Origin of the sequence: Leptospira koniambonensis, assembly GCF_004769555.1 — a bacterium.
Taxonomy (GTDB): domain Bacteria; phylum Spirochaetota; class Leptospiria; order Leptospirales; family Leptospiraceae; genus Leptospira_B; species Leptospira_B koniambonensis.
On the sequence record NZ_RQFY01000004.1, the window covers coordinates 616,763 to 633,541 of the forward strand.

General features: G+C 37.7%; 18 protein-coding genes and 1 tRNA gene. 9 read left to right on the plus strand and 10 right to left on the minus strand.

Translation table 11 applies throughout. The features are described 5' to 3' along the window. The first annotated feature begins 79 nt into the window (after nucleotides 1-79). Entirely contained in the window at nucleotides 80-1,243 is a 1,164-nt protein-coding gene (gene purT, locus EHQ52_RS06905; RefSeq protein WP_135614494.1) for a formate-dependent phosphoribosylglycinamide formyltransferase, read from the plus strand. Nucleotides 1,244-1,259: 16 nt separating this feature from the next. Here the strand turns inward: purT and EHQ52_RS06910 are convergent, their stop codons facing one another. Next, complete coding sequence (locus EHQ52_RS06910; protein ID WP_135614495.1) at nucleotides 1,260-3,680, minus strand: 1-acyl-sn-glycerol-3-phosphate acyltransferase; 2,421 nt, start codon at nucleotides 3,678-3,680, stop codon at nucleotides 1,260-1,262. Between the two features lie 131 nt (nucleotides 3,681-3,811). Here EHQ52_RS06910 and EHQ52_RS06915 point away from each other — a divergent pair, with 131 nt between their 5' ends. Beyond that, nucleotides 3,812-4,612, plus strand: coding sequence for an LIC13411 family adhesin (locus EHQ52_RS06915; RefSeq protein WP_135614496.1), 801 nt, complete (start codon nucleotides 3,812-3,814; stop codon nucleotides 4,610-4,612). A gap of 58 nt (nucleotides 4,613-4,670) precedes the next feature. Here the strand turns inward: EHQ52_RS06915 and EHQ52_RS06920 are convergent, their stop codons facing one another. The 3 genes from EHQ52_RS06920 to EHQ52_RS06930 form a co-directional block, all read right to left on the minus strand. Further along, complete coding sequence (locus EHQ52_RS06920; RefSeq protein ID WP_135614497.1) at nucleotides 4,671-5,033, minus strand: LIC13410 family lipoprotein; 363 nt, start codon at nucleotides 5,031-5,033, stop codon at nucleotides 4,671-4,673. A 68-nt stretch (nucleotides 5,034-5,101) separates the two neighbouring features. After that, entirely contained in the window at nucleotides 5,102-5,551 is a 450-nt protein-coding gene (locus EHQ52_RS06925; protein WP_135614498.1) for a MarR family winged helix-turn-helix transcriptional regulator, read from the minus strand. Then, the gene (locus tag EHQ52_RS06930; protein WP_135614499.1) at nucleotides 5,548-6,033 is read right to left on the minus strand and encodes a glutathione peroxidase; all 486 of its coding nucleotides are present in this window, start codon (nucleotides 6,031-6,033) and stop codon (nucleotides 5,548-5,550) included. The genes EHQ52_RS06925 and EHQ52_RS06930 overlap by 4 nt, the downstream gene beginning before the upstream one ends. A gap of 208 nt (nucleotides 6,034-6,241) precedes the next feature. On the opposite strand from EHQ52_RS06930, the gene EHQ52_RS06935 reads away from it, so the two are divergent. Next, nucleotides 6,242-6,601, plus strand: coding sequence for a hypothetical protein (locus EHQ52_RS06935; protein WP_135614500.1), 360 nt, complete (start codon nucleotides 6,242-6,244; stop codon nucleotides 6,599-6,601). Here the strand turns inward: EHQ52_RS06935 and EHQ52_RS06940 are convergent. Next, entirely contained in the window at nucleotides 6,591-7,895 is a 1,305-nt protein-coding gene (locus EHQ52_RS06940) for a porin (protein WP_135614501.1), read from the minus strand. The genes EHQ52_RS06935 and EHQ52_RS06940 overlap by 11 nt on opposite strands. Nucleotides 7,896-8,119: 224 nt before the next feature. Here EHQ52_RS06940 and EHQ52_RS06945 point away from each other — a divergent pair, with 224 nt between their 5' ends. Then, nucleotides 8,120-9,913, plus strand: a complete 1,794-nt coding sequence (locus tag EHQ52_RS06945) for a monovalent cation:proton antiporter-2 (CPA2) family protein (protein ID WP_135614502.1) — start codon at nucleotides 8,120-8,122, stop codon at nucleotides 9,911-9,913. On the opposite strand, the gene EHQ52_RS06950 is transcribed toward EHQ52_RS06945, so the two are convergent. Beyond that, complete coding sequence (locus tag EHQ52_RS06950) at nucleotides 9,910-10,743, minus strand: endo alpha-1,4 polygalactosaminidase (protein ID WP_135614503.1); 834 nt, start codon at nucleotides 10,741-10,743, stop codon at nucleotides 9,910-9,912. The two genes, EHQ52_RS06945 and EHQ52_RS06950, sit on opposite strands and share 4 nt — an antisense overlap. Before the next feature lie 90 nt (nucleotides 10,744-10,833). Beyond that, nucleotides 10,834-11,454, minus strand: a complete 621-nt coding sequence (locus EHQ52_RS06955; protein ID WP_135614504.1) for a DUF6935 domain-containing protein — start codon at nucleotides 11,452-11,454, stop codon at nucleotides 10,834-10,836. Between the two features lie 212 nt (nucleotides 11,455-11,666). Here EHQ52_RS06955 and EHQ52_RS06960 point away from each other — a divergent pair, with 212 nt between their 5' ends. Genes EHQ52_RS06960 through EHQ52_RS06970 form a run of 3 tightly spaced genes read left to right on the plus strand, consistent with a single transcriptional unit; the run spans nucleotide 11,667 to nucleotide 13,753 of the window. Continuing rightward, nucleotides 11,667-12,326 carry a hypothetical protein gene (locus EHQ52_RS06960; protein WP_135614505.1) on the plus strand — a complete coding sequence of 220 codons (660 nt, stop codon included), beginning with the start codon at nucleotides 11,667-11,669 and terminating at the stop codon, nucleotides 12,324-12,326. A 60-nt stretch (nucleotides 12,327-12,386) separates the two neighbouring features. Next, a complete protein-coding gene (locus tag EHQ52_RS20240) occupies nucleotides 12,387-13,166 on the plus strand; it encodes a ZIP family metal transporter (protein ID WP_135614506.1) in 780 nt (259 codons plus the stop codon). A gap of 11 nt (nucleotides 13,167-13,177) precedes the next feature. Next, entirely contained in the window at nucleotides 13,178-13,753 is a 576-nt protein-coding gene (locus EHQ52_RS06970) for a GIY-YIG nuclease family protein (RefSeq protein ID WP_135614507.1), read from the plus strand. Between the two features lie 211 nt (nucleotides 13,754-13,964). On the opposite strand, the gene EHQ52_RS06975 is transcribed toward EHQ52_RS06970, so the two are convergent. After that, nucleotides 13,965-14,036, minus strand: a tRNA-Gly gene (locus EHQ52_RS06975). A gap of 64 nt (nucleotides 14,037-14,100) precedes the next feature. Here EHQ52_RS06975 and EHQ52_RS06980 point away from each other — a divergent pair. Together EHQ52_RS06980 and EHQ52_RS06985 are read left to right on the plus strand one after the other, a co-directional pair. Beyond that, nucleotides 14,101-15,633, plus strand: coding sequence for a carboxypeptidase M32 (locus EHQ52_RS06980; protein WP_135615673.1), 1,533 nt, complete (start codon nucleotides 14,101-14,103; stop codon nucleotides 15,631-15,633). After that, complete coding sequence (locus EHQ52_RS06985; RefSeq protein WP_135614508.1) at nucleotides 15,630-15,974, plus strand: hypothetical protein; 345 nt, start codon at nucleotides 15,630-15,632, stop codon at nucleotides 15,972-15,974. Before EHQ52_RS06980 ends, EHQ52_RS06985 begins: the two co-directional genes overlap by 4 nt. An 11-nt stretch (nucleotides 15,975-15,985) precedes the next feature. Here the strand turns inward: EHQ52_RS06985 and EHQ52_RS06990 are convergent, their stop codons facing one another. Together EHQ52_RS06990 and EHQ52_RS06995 are read right to left on the minus strand one after the other, a co-directional pair. Next, nucleotides 15,986-16,312: a YnfA family protein gene (locus tag EHQ52_RS06990; RefSeq protein WP_135614509.1), complete on the minus strand. Its 327-nt coding sequence runs from the start codon at nucleotides 16,310-16,312 to the stop codon at nucleotides 15,986-15,988. Then, nucleotides 16,312-16,773 carry a DUF1801 domain-containing protein gene (locus tag EHQ52_RS06995; protein WP_135614510.1) on the minus strand — a complete coding sequence of 154 codons (462 nt, stop codon included), beginning with the start codon at nucleotides 16,771-16,773 and terminating at the stop codon, nucleotides 16,312-16,314. Before EHQ52_RS06995 ends, EHQ52_RS06990 begins: the two co-directional genes overlap by 1 nt. Nucleotides 16,774-16,779: the final 6 nt, after the last annotated feature.

Consider the following 16,779-nt stretch of genomic DNA (forward strand, 5'->3'; position numbering starts at 1 on the left):
GTATTCTTGCAAATCGGCCGAATCCTCATTTTTTCCTTTCCATTCTCCTTCCTCTCCTGAAATTCTCTCAAAAGAACCTATGAGAAAGAAAATACTTCTGCTCGGCTCAGGTGAGCTTGGAAAAGAATTCGTAATCGCCGCCCAAAGATTAGGCCAATATGTAATTACAGTCGATAGTTATGACGGTGCACCCGCAATGCAAGTCGCTCATGAAAAAGAAGTCATAGATATGTTGGATGGAGACTCATTAGATCGAGTCGTTGCCAAACATAAACCAGATGTGATCGTCCCAGAAATTGAAGCTATCCGAACAGAAAGATTTTACGAATACGAAAATCAAGGTTACCAAGTAGTTCCAAGTGCTAAGGCTGCTAACTTTACGATGAACCGTAAAGCGATTAGAGATCTTGCTTCCCAAACCTTGGCTCTAAAAACAGCAAAGTATAAATATGCTTCCACCTTAGAAGGATTGAAAGAAGCAATTACAACCATAGGAATTCCCTGCGTTGTAAAACCTTTGATGTCTTCTTCCGGAAAAGGACAATCCGTGATCAAAACGGAATCAGATATTGAACCTGCTTGGATCGCTTCTCAAACCAAAGGAAGAACTGGAGCATCAGAGATCATAGTCGAAGAATTTATCTCTTTCGAATCCGAGATCACTTTGTTAACCGTGACTCAAAAATCAGGAAGAATTTTATTCTGCCCTCCTATCGGTCATAGACAAGAAAGAGGAGACTACCAAGAAAGTTGGCAACCTGCAGAGATCAGCGATTCTCAACTTAAGTCAGCTCAAGAAATGGCGGAGAAGGTCACTAAAGAGTTAGGTGGCGCAGGTATCTGGGGAGTAGAATTTTTCTTAACGAAAGATGATGTTTATTTTTCGGAACTTTCTCCAAGACCTCATGATACTGGAATGGTTACCCTAGCTGGAACTCAAAGTTTTAACGAATTCGAATTACATGCTAGAGCTGTTTTAGGTCTTCCAATTCCTGAAATTCTTTTAGTAAGAAAAGGAGCAAGCGCTGTTATTCTTGCCCAAACAGAAGGTCAAGTCCCGAATGTCCAAGGTCTTGACAAAGCTTGTGAAATGCCTGAATCTGATCTGAGAATTTTTGGAAAACCAATCACCAAAAAATATAGAAGGATGGGAGTCGCTCTTACCTATTCTGATAAAGATGAATCAATCTCTATGCTTCGCAAAAGAGCGGTATTGATCGCATCTAAGATCAAAGTGGATTAATAAAATCCGGATCCGATCAAGTCGGGTCCGGTACCATGTTTCCATAATATTGCAAAAGTTCTGGCTCTAATGCCTTGATCTGACCGTTTTCTTTTTTAATAAACTTTCTGGAATTTAGAACCTTGAGTCCTCGATCTATAATTTCAGAAACATCCTTTGTCAGATAATTTCCCTTTCTAGTTAGGATCATCTCTTCTATCATCTTAGTTAGATCGGAAGAATTGATCTCTCCATCTGCTTCTGTCAAAAGTTTTGCAACGATTTGATTCGGAAGAATTTTATGATGAGCCTGCCAAGATCTGGAAATCTCCATCGAGATAGAAAGAGTAGGATCATCTTCTTGGATATATCTAGAAACAGGAATTGGTTCACAAAGATCCATATACACTTCTGTTCTTTTGAATAAGAAGTCCCTAAAAGAAAGATGAGTGTCCTTACCTGCAAACTCCACATCTTCCGGAACATTCTCATACGAAAGAACGATTGGAACTACTATCACTTCACTTCCTGTATGCTTAAATGCATCTACTGATGTGGAAAGAATTCCTGTTTTAATCGGAATGATACCGCCAGTTCTAGATCTGGTTCCTTCTGGATAGACTAATGTTGGAATTCCAGCTTCCAGCATCATTGTAGAATATTGGGTCAAACATTCTAAATAGAGAAGGTTTCGATTTCTTTTTCGATCCACCATATAGGCGCCCAAGGATTTTAATACCCTGGCAAGCCCTGGTGTTCCCATTACTTTTTTATCAGCGGCATATCTTGGAACAGGAAGTCCAAGCCATCTCAGACCAAAAGCAACTTCTATAGAATCCAAATGAGATCTATGAGTTGGAGTGTATAAGATATCGTATCTGGAAGCAAGAGCTTTGATCTCTTTTATATTTCCACCGATCTTAGGAAGCCCCCCTCCAGGTTTAAAACCACCGATCGCAAAACGTGCAGGAGCTACTAAATGAATAAGAGATTCTCTAAAAAGAGGACTGTACTCATCTGCAATTTCAGAAACATAAAACTCTACTAAACGTTCCAGGTTTCTGCTCTTTCCATTTTCGTAAGCAATATCTGCTTCTTGCCATAACTCAATTTCTTTAGGAAGAAGCATCAGATCAGTTCCTGCTTCCGTCTCCACAGCTTCAGAATATCTTTTTTCCAAAGACTTGATCTGTAATCCAGACTGCTTTAAGATCCGATCCGACAATCCAGGTTGAGAATGAACATGTCGAAGTACCCTTCTTCTTAACGCTTGTTGGAATTCCTTCCCGGATGCTAAAGACAAACCGAATCTTTTACGAGCGGTTCTGGAAATATTTCTAATATCATCACTAGTAGATTTAGAAACAAATCGGATCATTTCCGTTGGGGAAACTTTTCTAGTAAGAACTTCAAAGAGTGTTGTAAAAAGTGGGAGTTCCACCTTCTTCTCTTCTGCCAGATCCAAAATGGTAGAAAGTGCATATGCTCCCTCTACATGTGTTTCACTCTGGCTCATTTCTTTTTGGATAAATTCTTTTGGATTTAAGAAGAGCTCTATTCTTTCGAGTAAGTTTGGAGAATCTTCCCCTGAGATCAGTTTTCGGATAAATCTTTGTCCATAAGCTCTGTTCCGACTCGCTCTGGAAGTTGCAGTTGTAATCAGATCAGCCAGCCCAAATTCCATCGCAGGTTTTGTTGGTAGTTCCAATACATTTAATAGAGTTAATATTTCTGAAAAACCTAAACTGATCAGCTCACCTTCGAAATTGGATCCACATTCAGGAATTCCATTTACAAGACCGCAGGCAATTGCGATCGGATTTTTCATCACCCCGAATAGTTCTAGGGTTCTGATATCATCAAAAGTTTTAATATGATTTCTGGGTCCTGAAAAAAGATCTTCCATGATCTCGGAAGCTCTTTCGCCAGTAGATGCAATGGAGAAGAAGCTATGTTTTCCTTTAGCCATCTCAGAAAGAAGATTCGGTCCTGCCACGGCAACATATTCCATGTTCAGATTTTCTTTCATCTCTCTAACTTTGATCACATAGTCAGAGAATGTGACTGCATTTGTTTTTTTACGAGTAGAAGTGGAAACCAAACCCTTAGTAAAAGAAATGATCGTATGCTCTTCTTGTTCAGAAAGATAAGAAGAGATCCTATCGATTACATTTTCTTTTTGCCTGGAAGGAACTGCGATAACGATGACCCAAGATCCTTGTGATAAAAAATCGAAATCGTTTGTAACGATAATATTGTCAGCAAGAGGAACAAATTCATCCAACAATTCTGCTGATCTATCTTTTTGAAGTCGATCCGCCTTCTTCTTATCAAAGTACCAAAGAAAAAGTCTGTCTGCTCTTTCGGCTAAGGAAACAGAAAGATGAACTCCCATCGGCCCGCCTCCGAAGACAGCGATGTTTTTATGACGGACTCGAGTTTCTTCCAATTCGTTCATCTATTCATTCCAATTGTAATTTTTCTATCGGGATACTTTTCAATAAGACTAGAGGAAGAAAACCAATAAAATTTCTCTACTTTTACGATTGCGTTTCCTGATGAAACAGAGAGCTTAGCGGAAAGCCAATCTTGGCAACTAAACTCAGACTATTTCCCAAAATGAAAAAAAAACTTATCATACATTTTTTCTGTATTTTTCTTTTGGGCCTTGTAGTGATCGATTGTTCAACATACTGGTCTCATCGAAAAAAAGATCTAGGAGACGTTTTCACCGCTGGAGTAGAATCTCCTGGCTACGGGATTGGCGTTCGTATAGGACCTCTTGCAACTGGATTTGTTTTTCAAGGTGGGGAATCTGAACCCGGCAAAAGAGACTTAGGAAAAGGTTACGGATTAAGAGGTGGAACTTACGGACCTTATAGATCCCAACAATTGATCTTTGGATTTTTAGGAAGTGAGAAGTTTCACTCCTTACCTCCCGAAACTTCCCCTCAAAAAGAAGAAACGAAAAAGCCTGAACCTAAATCTCAAACAGCAGAGAATATTTTATTACTTCCGGAAAATCCTGAATCAGAGCAGGACCCAAACCCTACTCCAGAACTTTCAGATGAAAGATTAAATTCTAAAAGTTACGAAATCAGATATTTACGTTTTTATAATAATCCAGTCTCTGAAAGAAGGAAAGCCAAAAAGGAAGCATTCTTCCGGAGATATTTAGAAAGTTTAGATCCTCACAAAAGAAACGAAGCAATCCAAACATTCTTAACCCAAAACCCTAAAAACAAAGATGATTATCCATCTGCATTTCTATATGAAGTGGAAATCTATATTTCCATCAGATACGGTATTAGATTAGGATTTAATTTCGGAGAATTTTTAGACTTTCTTTTGGGATTCGCTGGAATCGATCTGATGGAAGACGATATCTAAAAATAAAAAAGGCCGCTGTAAATCGCGGCCTTCTTGCAGATATTGATCTAAATTCGAATTAAAGTTTATATTCGTATTTTTTGATCACACCTTTTTTATCTACGATCACTTTGATATACTTAGTGCTGTCATCTATTCTGGAAGGTTTCTCTGCCAGAGTTTTGTAAGAATTCTTTTGGTAAGTAGTAGATTCAAAATACCATTCTAAAACGGATCCGTCTTGAGTGTTCTCTTCGAAAGTAGGAGTTCCTAAAACAGCTTCTGCTTTAATTCTTTTATCTCCTTCTTTAACCATATTCGCTTCTACAACACGAATATCAGAATTCGGAACGTAAGCAGCCTCTGATTTTTTTTGATCGGAAGAACAAGCTCCGAATATAAGTACCGCAGCAAATGATATTGCGGATAATTGACGTTTCATTCTTAACTCCTTAGCGCGAGTGCACTTTTTAAAAAAGCGGCTCTATAGTTTTCGATAAAACGGATTTGTCACGCCGAATTTCTTAATTTTTGTTCTAGGATAATAAGAAGGTCGTCCAGATCTCGTTTCAGGCCTTGTACCTTTTCGGCAGTGAGACCTGATTCTTCCAACAATCGTTCCGGAATACAAACCGCTTTTTTTTGCAATTTTTTTCCTTTTGTGGTCAGGCTAACCACAAGAGAACGTTCGTCCAGATCTGATCTATCTCTAGTCAAAAGACCAGAAGATTCCATTTTTTTGAGAAGAGGAGTTAAGGTCCCGGAATCCAGAAATAATTTATCCCCAATTTCTTTTAGAGGAATTTTATCCGTTTCCCAAAGGACCAGAAGAACAAGATATTGAGGATAAGTAATATCAAACTCCTCCAGAAGCGGTCTGTATAATGCAGTTACCGCCCTGGAAGAAGCGTAAAGTGGGAAACAAATCTGTTTCTCTAACTTTAAGGATTCGTAATTCACTTGGAAAGAAGTTCCTCGATCTGTTTGTCCAGTTTTTCTGGAGGAGTCATTGGAGCGAATCTTTTGATCACGTTCCCTTGTTTGTCTATCAAGAACTTGGTAAAATTCCACTTAATGGATTTTCCTAAAAGTCCTGGAGCTTGTTTTTTAAGATATTGGAAAACAGGATGAGTTCCGTCGCCATTTACTTCTATCTTTTTGAAAAGAGGAAAGTTTACACCGAAGTTTACTTGGCAGAAACTTTGGATCTCAGCATCTGTTCCTGGCTCTTGGTGACCGAATTGGTCGCAAGGGAATCCTAATATTTCCAGGCCTTTTCCTTTGTACTTATCGTACATTTCCTGAAGTCCTTTGTATTGAGGAGTAAATCCGCATTGGCTCGCTGTATTGACGATCAATAGGACCTTTCCTTTGTAATCTTGTAATTTTTTTTCGGATCCGTTGTTTAAAGTAGCGGTTAGTTCGTATAAATTTTGGGCCACAGGTGGGCACCTCCTAATTACGTAATAAATAGATTGCATACAATTTAATTTTGTTCAATCTTTTTTAGAAAAATTCTAAATTTTCCCGTTTGAAAAATGGAAATTTATAATACCGGAGTCTAGATTAAAACTGTAGATCTATGGATCTTTCTCATAAATAAATCCAAGGATTCTGCATCTTATCCAACATAAATAAAGAGGAATCAGCATGAATATAATCTCTTTATTTCAAGGGCGAGAAGAAGTTCCGATACAAAACGTTGAATACGTCTCCGCAGATTGGGAAGAAGCCATTTTAGTATGTAACAAATGTGCAATGAAAATTAAGGGAGAAACCGATGGCAGAAGAACTAGAATAAAATCGGAATTAAAAGAAGCTCTTAATTCAGAAGGGATCAAAAATATTAGAGTATTAGAAGTCAGCTGCTTGGATGTTTGCAAAAGAAATCGAATAGCAATTACATTTAGCAAAAATCCCCAAATGAGTAGAAAGATATTATTGGTGCCTCCTAAAATTTCCGGCAAAGAAATTCTTCCGAAAATTTTACCGGACCGATTCAGATCTTAATAGAAAGAGAGAAGATGAACATCCTATCTAGTTTGGATGTATTATTCTCGTGAGGATAAATTGAATCCATAGATCTTCTGTATTGGTAGGTAAATCTCACTAAAATTGCAGGATCAGGATGATAATCTAACGTAGCAGTTGCTCCACTAGTTTGAAAACCATCCTTTGTATTTGTAACGATGATCATCTGGTCCCGATCCAGATATCTTTCTAATCTTACACCAATTCTCCAATCAGGTAAGAATCGATACGCAAGCCATAGGTTTCCTACATAGGTTTGCCTAAATGCTGTGCCATCTCGACGAATATAGATCGGACCTTCTGGAGTATAGACCAGATCTTCTCTACTTGCTCTTTCCTGATAAGCAACATCAAAAGAAGAAGCTAATGTAAGTCGTTGGAATGGTTTCCATTCTGCGATAAAATTATTATAATATCTGGTTTCTTTCGGAGTAGTAGTCGGCTGTTCATTTCCTATAAAAGTATTCCAGCGAAACATTAAGTTACTTAAAGGATTCCATTCTAATCGGAAACCTCCTGAGATATCTTTGTTATTATCCGTAACTACTTGGTATCCATTATTCAGATGAAGTTGGTAAGAAACTTTATCACTGATCTTTCCACTTAATCTCGCTCCAGAAACATAATATGGTACGTAATCCAGAGAGAATGCACGAGTATAAACAAAGTTCTCATGAGAGATCCAAGACTCATATCCTAGATGCCCGAAATAAATTCCTGCGTCCAACCAGGTAGATTTCCCTAAGCGAACACCTCCATATGCTTCTTGCATATTACGGATAGATGACTCGTTAGAAGTTTTACCTGTGGTCCCTTCTCCAGAATAATTTGCGACAACAGATGTACCAAATTGAACTGCAAATCTCCCTCTGTATTTATCAGTCTCTACTTTGGCATCCAGATAAGCCAGGTTGATATTGTATTCGTTCGTACGAGTTGCTTGGGTTGTATATAATAGTTCTTTAGAGGCGGGTCGGTTCAAACTTGCATTATAATAACCGTCAACGAAGAAGCCGAATTGGATCGGGATAACGAGATCATCTTTCTTTTTAGGATTCAGTTCTTCGGTTTTAAGACCTTCTTTTTCATCTTCCGTTGCCCCCGAAGAAGTTTGCGCATCTGCTTTTGGATTCTCTTCTTTACTTTGAACGGTTTTCTCCTTAGGTTTTACCGATGTCTCTTGAGTCTTTAAATCTTCAGAAAAAAGTGTACCTGAAAATGAATAAACACAGAGTAGAAATATAAATTTGGAAAATCTGAATTTGCGAATCATAAATTTTTGATTTTTTTCGAATTGTTTATTATCTACTCATTTTTGCAGGAAAGATATTCCTTAACGCAAATCTTATGAAGAAACCTATTTTTCCTTACATTAATCCAAAATAATTATAGCGTTTTCTAGTTTGAGAAGAAGAATCATACATAGGAAAAGTGGTTTTATTACCTATCCGTAAAATGTCTAATGAAAATTAATCCAAATCAAAAGGAAGAGCATTGATGGAAGAGAAAAGTTTACTCGTTACTGCCATTATTCTACTCAGCACAGCAGTTCTATGTGTTCCTGTTTTTAAAAAGTTAGGAATAGGATCCATCATAGGTTATGTCGTAGGAGGAATTTTAATTGGTCCTCATGGGATCCGACTAGTGACCGGCGGGACCGAGATCATGCATTTTGCAGAGTTTGGTGTGGTCCTTCTTCTTTTTCTGATCGGGTTGGAACTCCGACCCCAAACTCTTTGGGTTCTCAGAAAGCCGGTTTTCGGAATGGGATTTTTCCAAGTAGCGGTATCTTCCCTTTTATTAGGTGGATTGATCGGTTATCTATTCCAATTGGGCCTTATTCCTTCGATCATATTAGGGATTAGTTTATCACTTTCTTCCACTGCATTTGCTCTTCAATCTTTGGCAGAAAAAAACCAACTCAATACTTCTTACGGACGATCTGCATTTGCAATCCTTCTCTTCCAGGATTTGGCGGTCATCCCAGTAATGGCAATTCTTCCTTTAGCAGCTTTGGAACCGGGACAAACGGCTCATAGTGGATTAAATTTTTATAAATTAGGAACTGCAATTGCAGCCATTCTTTTGGTGATCTTAAGCGGACGTTTTTTGATGAGACCTCTTTTCAGAATGATCGCTGCAACCGGAAACCATGAAATTTTCGTAGCTCTTTCTTTGGTTTTGGTTCTTGGAGTTTCTTTTGCAATGGAGAAGGTAGGGCTTTCCATGGCACTCGGTTCTTTTTTAGGAGGAGTGTTACTCGCTGATTCCGAATACAGACATGAGTTAGAAGCAAACTTAGAACCTTTTAAAGGATTATTATTAGGTCTATTCTTCCTTGCGGTAGGAATGTCCATGAATTTGGAAATTCTGATCAATCATCCATTCTTAATTTTTGGTCTTGCATTCGGATTAATGTCAGTAAAAGGGATTGTTCTTTTTGTATTAGGAAAGATCGCAAAACTTACTTCTGATTCTTCTTCCAATCTTGCAGTTAGTATTTCTCAAGGTGGGGAATTCGCATTTGTGATCCTGAATGTGGCCGCACAGCTAAGTGTTCTTTCTAAGGAAACTACTGATTATTCTATCGTGATCGTTACTGCTTCCATGATACTCACTCCTTTTGTAGGGATCATTAAAGAAAAAGTAATAGATCCTTATTTACAGGAAGAAGAGGAGAGACCGGCCGATCCTATTTATGAAAAAAACCGTGTAATCATCGCAGGTTTCGGAAGGGTCGGACAGATCATCTCCAGGATGTTATATCTGCATAAGATAAGATTCACCGCATTAGAACATAATGCAGATCAAGTAAATGCCGCCAGAAAATTCGGTCATAAGATCTATTATGGAGATGCAAGTAGATTAGATCTATTAACTGCAGCAGGAGCGGCTCAGGCAGAAATACTTGTACTCGCTATCCAAGATGCAGAGTTATCTGTAAAAATTGCCAAGATCGCTAAAGAAAATTTTCCGAACTTAAGAATTGTTGCAAGAGCAAGAAACAGATCTCATTACTTCGACCTAATGGAATTGGGAATCGAAACAATACGAAGAGATACGTTCTCTTCTTCTTTAGAGCTTGCAGAAGAAACTTTAAAAGATCTGGGATTTTTACCTTCGGAAGTAAAATACTTTATCCAAAAGTTCAGAGATTATGATGAAGGAATGGTCAAGGACCAATTCAAACTCAGACATAATGAAAAAGAACTGATCGCTTATTCTAAAAATGCAGTTCGTCAATTGGAAGAAGCTTTCGCTGCAGACATGTTACAGAAGGAAGCCTCTTAAGGGCAAGGGTCCAAATAAGCATCCAAACTTTGGTTTTTCAAAAAACCGGATAAACGAAGAGAGATCGACTGAGAACAAAAATCGTTCTTGGTCGTTCCATTCTCTACATATTCAATCTGAAAAACTGCAGAACCTTTGTTTGGGAATGCTTCTTCTAAATTGCACCATCCATCCTCGTAGCAACTTTCAGTAATGGCCCAATCAAAATTTCCGATCAGATATGGAATTTGATCCGGATCATTTTTTAAACCGACAGACATTCCTCTAAAATGCGCAAGATCAGCAATCCAACGATTGAATCTGATCTGATCATCTGCACTCAAAGGAAAACCAGTATCGTTTTGGTAACCGTCTAAATTATCAGGATCTATTCCATCACAACCTTTTGTTTTCGCCTTATCAAACCTTGCAGAGAGTATCGGATTCAAAAGATCAATCCGCCTTATATCCAACCATTGTTCATCTGGATAACCACTATAAACATTTCCTAAAACTTCTGGAGGATATTTAGAAGCATCCGATCTGTAATTTTCATAAGAACCCACATCTATATAACAAATTACTTTTTTACCGGCAGAATGTAGTCTTTGGATCACTGTCGGATCGGAATCGGTGAGATCTGAATCTATATCGAATACTTGCACATCAACAGATTCATCTAAGGTATCTGAAAATTGGATTTGGAAAGTTGTTCCAGGAGAAGGTATCCAAACTCTTGTTAAAAGAAATACTAATATAGAATCTCTTTCTCCATCAGAATGATGTTTGCAAGAACTCAAACAAAGGGAGAAGGCCAGAAGGAAAACAGAAAATATTCTAAAAGAAAACATCGTTATAACTGGAAGTCCCAGCTATAACGATTAGAAGATAAGATCTCTGAAATTACTTCCAGAATTTAAGATCAGAACTATGAAAAATGATCAAAGATCATCAGCAGGATTGGAGGTTGCAGGCTTTTTAATACCTACCAATAAACTGGAAAACTCGGAAGCTTTCCACACACCTTTGGCATTTCTTTTTACAGTCACAGGTCTTGGAGTATCAGCTCCGGAAGAAGGAAGAAATAATTTCTTCTGCCCCGACTCTTCTGTTCCACTGAATCGATTCGAAGTCAGTGTAAAATTATAAGGCGGGTTAGAAGGTTTATAACCGTTTTGAAAAGAAGAACCTGGAAGATAAGAACCGATCAAATAAGGATGTTGCTCTAATTGTCTTTTCACTAAATCAATCGTGTTCCGATTGATATTAAAACCTTTATAACCATTGGGAGAAGTATCGGAGATGAGAGAGTTAGCATCCAAGCAGATGATCAATGCCTTCTTACCTTCTTCTGCATTTTTGGAATAAATAGAAAGTGCAGCTAAAAGAACGATAACCGCTCCTTGTGAAGTGCTTGCATTCGTATCTCTAAACGATTCGAAAGAAGAAAAATCAGCAGGCCAAGAATTTGCAGTTACAGTATAGGTTTCGTTTTGAGCGGATAAAGTCGCTGCAAATAATAAGATCAAAAGAATAGAAACGTATTTTGGAATTCGATCCATAATTCTACACCAATCCAAAGAATGAGGACAGATTTAGGTCAAAACCTGAATCAAGTCGAGTATAAAGTTCTAAACTTAATAAAGATTAATAATTTTTTTACTGAAATAGGCGGACTTCATTTTTTAAAGTTAAATTATCGTAAAATCCGGTGCGACCCTTTAGAAATTTCTAAGAACTCCGAACTATTAAAAAATCTATTTAGGAGACTCGGATGAAAAAACTATTGATATTAGTTTTACTTTTCTCTGGAGAAGCTTTACTTTCAACTCCCATAAAACCTTCTTCCATTTGTAATTTTCCTGTCGGAGCATATCAAGGTCCTTGGGGATTCGTTCCTGACTATTCAAGTTTTCTAGACTGGTTATTTGAAAATAAAATCGGAAAAAAGAATTCGGTCCGAATCAACGCTAACGAATATCATACGGAAACAAAGATGATAAAATTCGGAGATACTAAATCAAAACAAACAGAAATTTGCGTCGAGAAATGTATCCGCCTAAATCCAAATCGTGGTAAAAATTCTCCCATAGACTTATCTAAACGTCGAATTCTATTTTGGGAAGATGTAAATGGAGCAATGATTGGATTTGAATTAGTAAGTCCCAAAGGTAGATTAGTTCTAGTTTCCTGCAATCTTTCAGACGCTCCAGTTTCGATAAATTGGATCCGATTTGAAAACGGGATCAGAGTTTGGGAAAGGGCAGAGGGTCTATTTTTAGCAGATGTTCGAGGGAATATTTTTAAGAATGGAAAATATGACTGCGTAGACGAATGTAAATTCAATCCAAAAGAATCTTGGCTTCTTCATCCTGAGCTAATCCCAGACGATTTTGCAGATTCGAATTTTCATGAACTATTTCCAAGAAAATAACAAGCATTAAAATCGTTAAAAAATCTTGAAGACTCGCATCAGAATTAGAAAACCTGGTCCATGACTTCTAATATCATATTATCTGGATTTTTAGCAAGTTTAGTCGCAGGTCTTTGCACTGGCCTCGGAGCGGCAGGCGTTTTTGCGATCAGACAACTTTCTACAAAATTAGAAGATGGGCTTTTGAGTTTTGCAGCAGGGATTATGCTCTCTGCGTCATTTTTCTCTTTATTATTACCTGCATTAGAAATTGGTGAAATTCATTTCCAGGACAAAAGTTCTGCTGCGGGTATCGTAATTTTAGGACTTCTATTTGGTGTGGGAGTTCTATTTCTCACCCATAAATATTCTCCTCATGAACATTTCATTTCAGGAAAAGAAGGACCTGATTCAAAAGCACTTAGCAGGATTTGGTTATTTGTAATAGCGATCACTCTTCATAATTTTCCAGAAGGAATGGCAGTAGGAGTTGGTGTCGCAGGTGACGGTTTATCTTCCGGGCTTTCTCTCGCAACAGGAATAGGTATCCAAAATATCCCGGAAGGTTTGGCAGTTGCAGTGTCACTTCTATCCGTAAAATATTCTAAACTTCAATCTTTCACGATCGCATTCTTAACAGGACTGATTGAACCGATCGGTGGATTGGTAGGAAGTTTTGCAGTTTCAATCGCGGGACCAATGATGCCTTGGACCATGGGTTTTGCAGCAGGTGCGATGTTGTTCATCATCGTTGGAGAGATCATTCCAGAAACTCATAAGAGAGGATTCCACGACTTCTCCGCTTTGACGCTAATCTTTGGGTTTGTGTTTATGATGTATCTAGATACGATTTTTGGATAAGGTAGAAAGAGATGAAAGAAAATAAATTTAACGAAGTTATTCCAGGCTTTTCTAAATTAATTAAATTCTTACCTACAAAAAAGGAAATTAGGTCCTTAAAACTTTATTCGTTTAAAGATTTTTATACGGAATCTAAGATTAAAGATAATCAAAAATACTATTTAAATAAAGATTTTATTCAGAAAAATTTTCAAATGAATTCTAAGAAGAAAGAACAAGATACTCAATTCACATCACTTAAAGGTCTTTATATTTTTTTCGAAAATGATGAACCAATCTACGTCGGAATTTCAGGAAATATCTTATATAGAATCAAACAACATATGACTGGAAGAACTCATTTTTCCGCCAATCTAGCTTATCTAATTGCAGTTGATCGTTTCAAAAAAAATAGAAAGAAGCAACCTAATACAAGAGAATCACTTTGGAAAGATAATCGAAAGAATATAAGAATTATACAGAAAGAAATGCGTGAGCTATGGAAAATAGCCATCCTGCCACAATCCGAGAATTACATGCTTTATCTGAAAGAAATTTATTTAGCATGCGAATTGAAAACAAAATGGAATTCTTTCGCGACTCATTAGAATAGATTTTCGGACTCGACCTCTATGCAATTTTGCATCCTGCAAAATTGGGCTCCGAGGCGTGTTTCATCCGACTCGGCACATCCTTGTGCCTCGTGCGCAAAAATATACGCTCCCTATGGGTCGCTATTTTTGCTTACGGATAAAACCGTTCGAGTCCCTCAAATTAGAAGAACTTGAAAATTTCATTTTGATTTAAGGGGAAAATTTTTGCGGGCAGAGGGACTCGAACCCTCACTAGAAGCTTGGAAGGCTACGGTGCTAGCCATTACACCATGCCCGCGATAGACAAAAGTCAGTTTTTGGTTGGTGAGCGAGATGTCAATCGAAAAGAATGTTTTTTAAGTATGTGGGAATCTGAGCTTCAAAATTGGGAAAATATCCTTCCGGCTTTCAAAGCCTATCGGGATGAATTCCGTAATATTTATCATCTTAGAAACATCGGAAGTGTTTTGCATTGGGACATGGAAATTGGTATCCCAAGTGACGGCCTAGGTGAAAGAGGAGACCAACTTAGTTTTCTTTCTGGGCTCGCTCATAAATCTTTTATTGGTGATTCATTTCGTAGTTTGGCAGAGAAAGCTAGAGAAGAAAACTCCCGCTCTGATGCTCCGGGTAAATCTCTTAGAGAAAGAGAACTGAATTTATTATTCAAAGATCTGGATCGTTCTTCTTGTTTACCAATTTCTTGGGTGGAAGAATTTTCTAAGGTCACAAGCCAGGCCCATTCTATATGGGTGGATGCACGAAAAAAGAATGATGCTTCTTCTTTTCTTCCTATCTTACAAAAGATCGTAGATCTTGTTTTTCAGAAGGCAGACTATTTCGGTTATTCTACGGAAGCGTATGACGCTCTTTTAGATGAATATGAGCCGGACGCTAAGGCTGCGGATTTAGAAGTTCTGTTTGCTAATCTTAGAAAATCGTTAGTTCCTTTGATTGCAAAAGCAAAGGATGCAAGTTTTCCTTTTATTGGAAATTTTCCGACCGATTCTCAAATTCCTTTTAATACAAGTCTTCCTGTTCTATTGGGTTTGCCTGAATCGGGGTTTCGTTTGGATGCAAGCGCTCATCCTTTCTCTACTTCATTAGGTTCTTTTGATAAAAGGATCACCACTCGTTATGAAGAATCGGATCCTCTTTCTTCCGTATATTCTGTTTTGCATGAAACAGGCCATGCTTTGTATGAGTCTGGGATTTCTTTGATTGCAGGAGGTCCTTCTCCTTTAAAAGATTCTGTTTCTTTAGGTGTTCATGAATCTCAAAGCCGTCTTTGGGAAAATCAAGTGGGACGATCCAAAGAATTTTGGGAAGGGATCTATCCTTTATTCTTAAAGAACTTAGGCATTTCAGAATCTTCTCTTCCTTTTTCTAAATTGTATTCTTTTGTGAATAAATCTAAACCTTCGTTAATTCGGGTAGAAGCAGACCAGATCACTTATAATCTACATGTGATCCTAAGATTCCAAATTGAAAGAGCAATCTTCAAAAAGGAAATTGCATTAAAGGATCTTTCAAGCGCTTGGAAAGATGGAATGAAATCTTTACTTGGTGTAGATGTTCCAGATGATTCCAAAGGATTTTTGCAGGATGTTCATTGGAGTGGCGGTGCCTTCGGTTATTTTCCTACTTATTCTTTGGGAAATATTTATGCGGCCCAACTCTATTCTGCCTTCTTGAAACAAAATCCTAAGTTTAAGGATGAATTGAAAAACAGAGAAACTTCTTCTCTCCTTGATTGGCTTAGAAAACATGTTCACAGTAAGGGTAGAAGTTTGGAAGCAAAGGAACTCATTCGACAAGCAACCGGAGAAGAACCAAATTCCAAATACTTAGTAGAATATTTGGATTCTAAGATTAAAGAACAAGAGGATATATGAGCGGAGAAGATAAGGAAGAATTAACTCTAAAATCCTTCGAAGAATTGTCCTTCTTTGATAACTTGGCTTTGTTTTATTTATGCAATGAAACTCCTCCTCAAACCTTGGCACTTGCTTTCTTGGTGGGAGATAAAAAAGTCTGCGGCTCCATGTTAGGAGTTATGGATGCAAAGAGAAGAGCATTTGTTCACGAATTGATGTCCAAACAAAATGATCTTCCTGACGAAAAGAAACATGCTGCAGCCCAAGGATTACTCATCATTGCAGATGGATTGATCCAAAGGAACCTGATCCGCAAACAGGGAAAATTTTATTTCGGAACAGAAAGAGCGGGCTCCTAAACAAAACGATTTTATCTCGGAGTATAATAAATCACTGCTACTCCAAATAAAGCGATCAACGATCCTATAATATCATATCTGTCCGGTTGGAATCCATCCATCTTCCAAGCCCATAATAAAGACATTACGATAAAAAATCCGCCGTAGGTAGCATATACTCTCCCAAAGGAAGAAGATTGTAATGCGGCTACTACTCCATACAAAGCCAAGATCAATCCACCCGCAATAAGATAGATCACTGACTTGGATTCTTTATACCAAAGCCAGACAAGATATCCGCCGCCAATCTCACAAAGTCCTGCGAATATAAAGATCATTATAGATTTAAAATATTCCATTACGATTTCCTATTTTTAGAAGTAGGTTTTTTAATCTGGCCCATACTTTCTATGATTAGTTCCTTTTCTTTTTTACCTTTTGGCAATCCTAAGCTTTGTTCCAAAAAATTACGGATCATATTTATCTCTATTTCTTTAGCAGAAGAATATTCCAAATAGCGGATCTGTTTTGTATCTCCTAACAAAATTTTGCTCGGATCTTTGAGCAAAACTCCCCATTCAAAGATCAAACGTACATTTTCTGAAAATGGGAAGATGCCACATACATAACCAGAGTTTTTATCTCTAAAGCCGATCGCTTTCCAAACCGGATAACCTCTCTCTTCGAACTCAGGAAATTCCTTTTTGATCTTATTCCGAAGAGAATTTACAATCTCCAAAACCTTCTTAGTATGAGGCTTTAGTATGTCTGAGATAATCTCAGACATATCTTTAGTTTGTTTGGGTTTTTTAGAAACCATAGAATA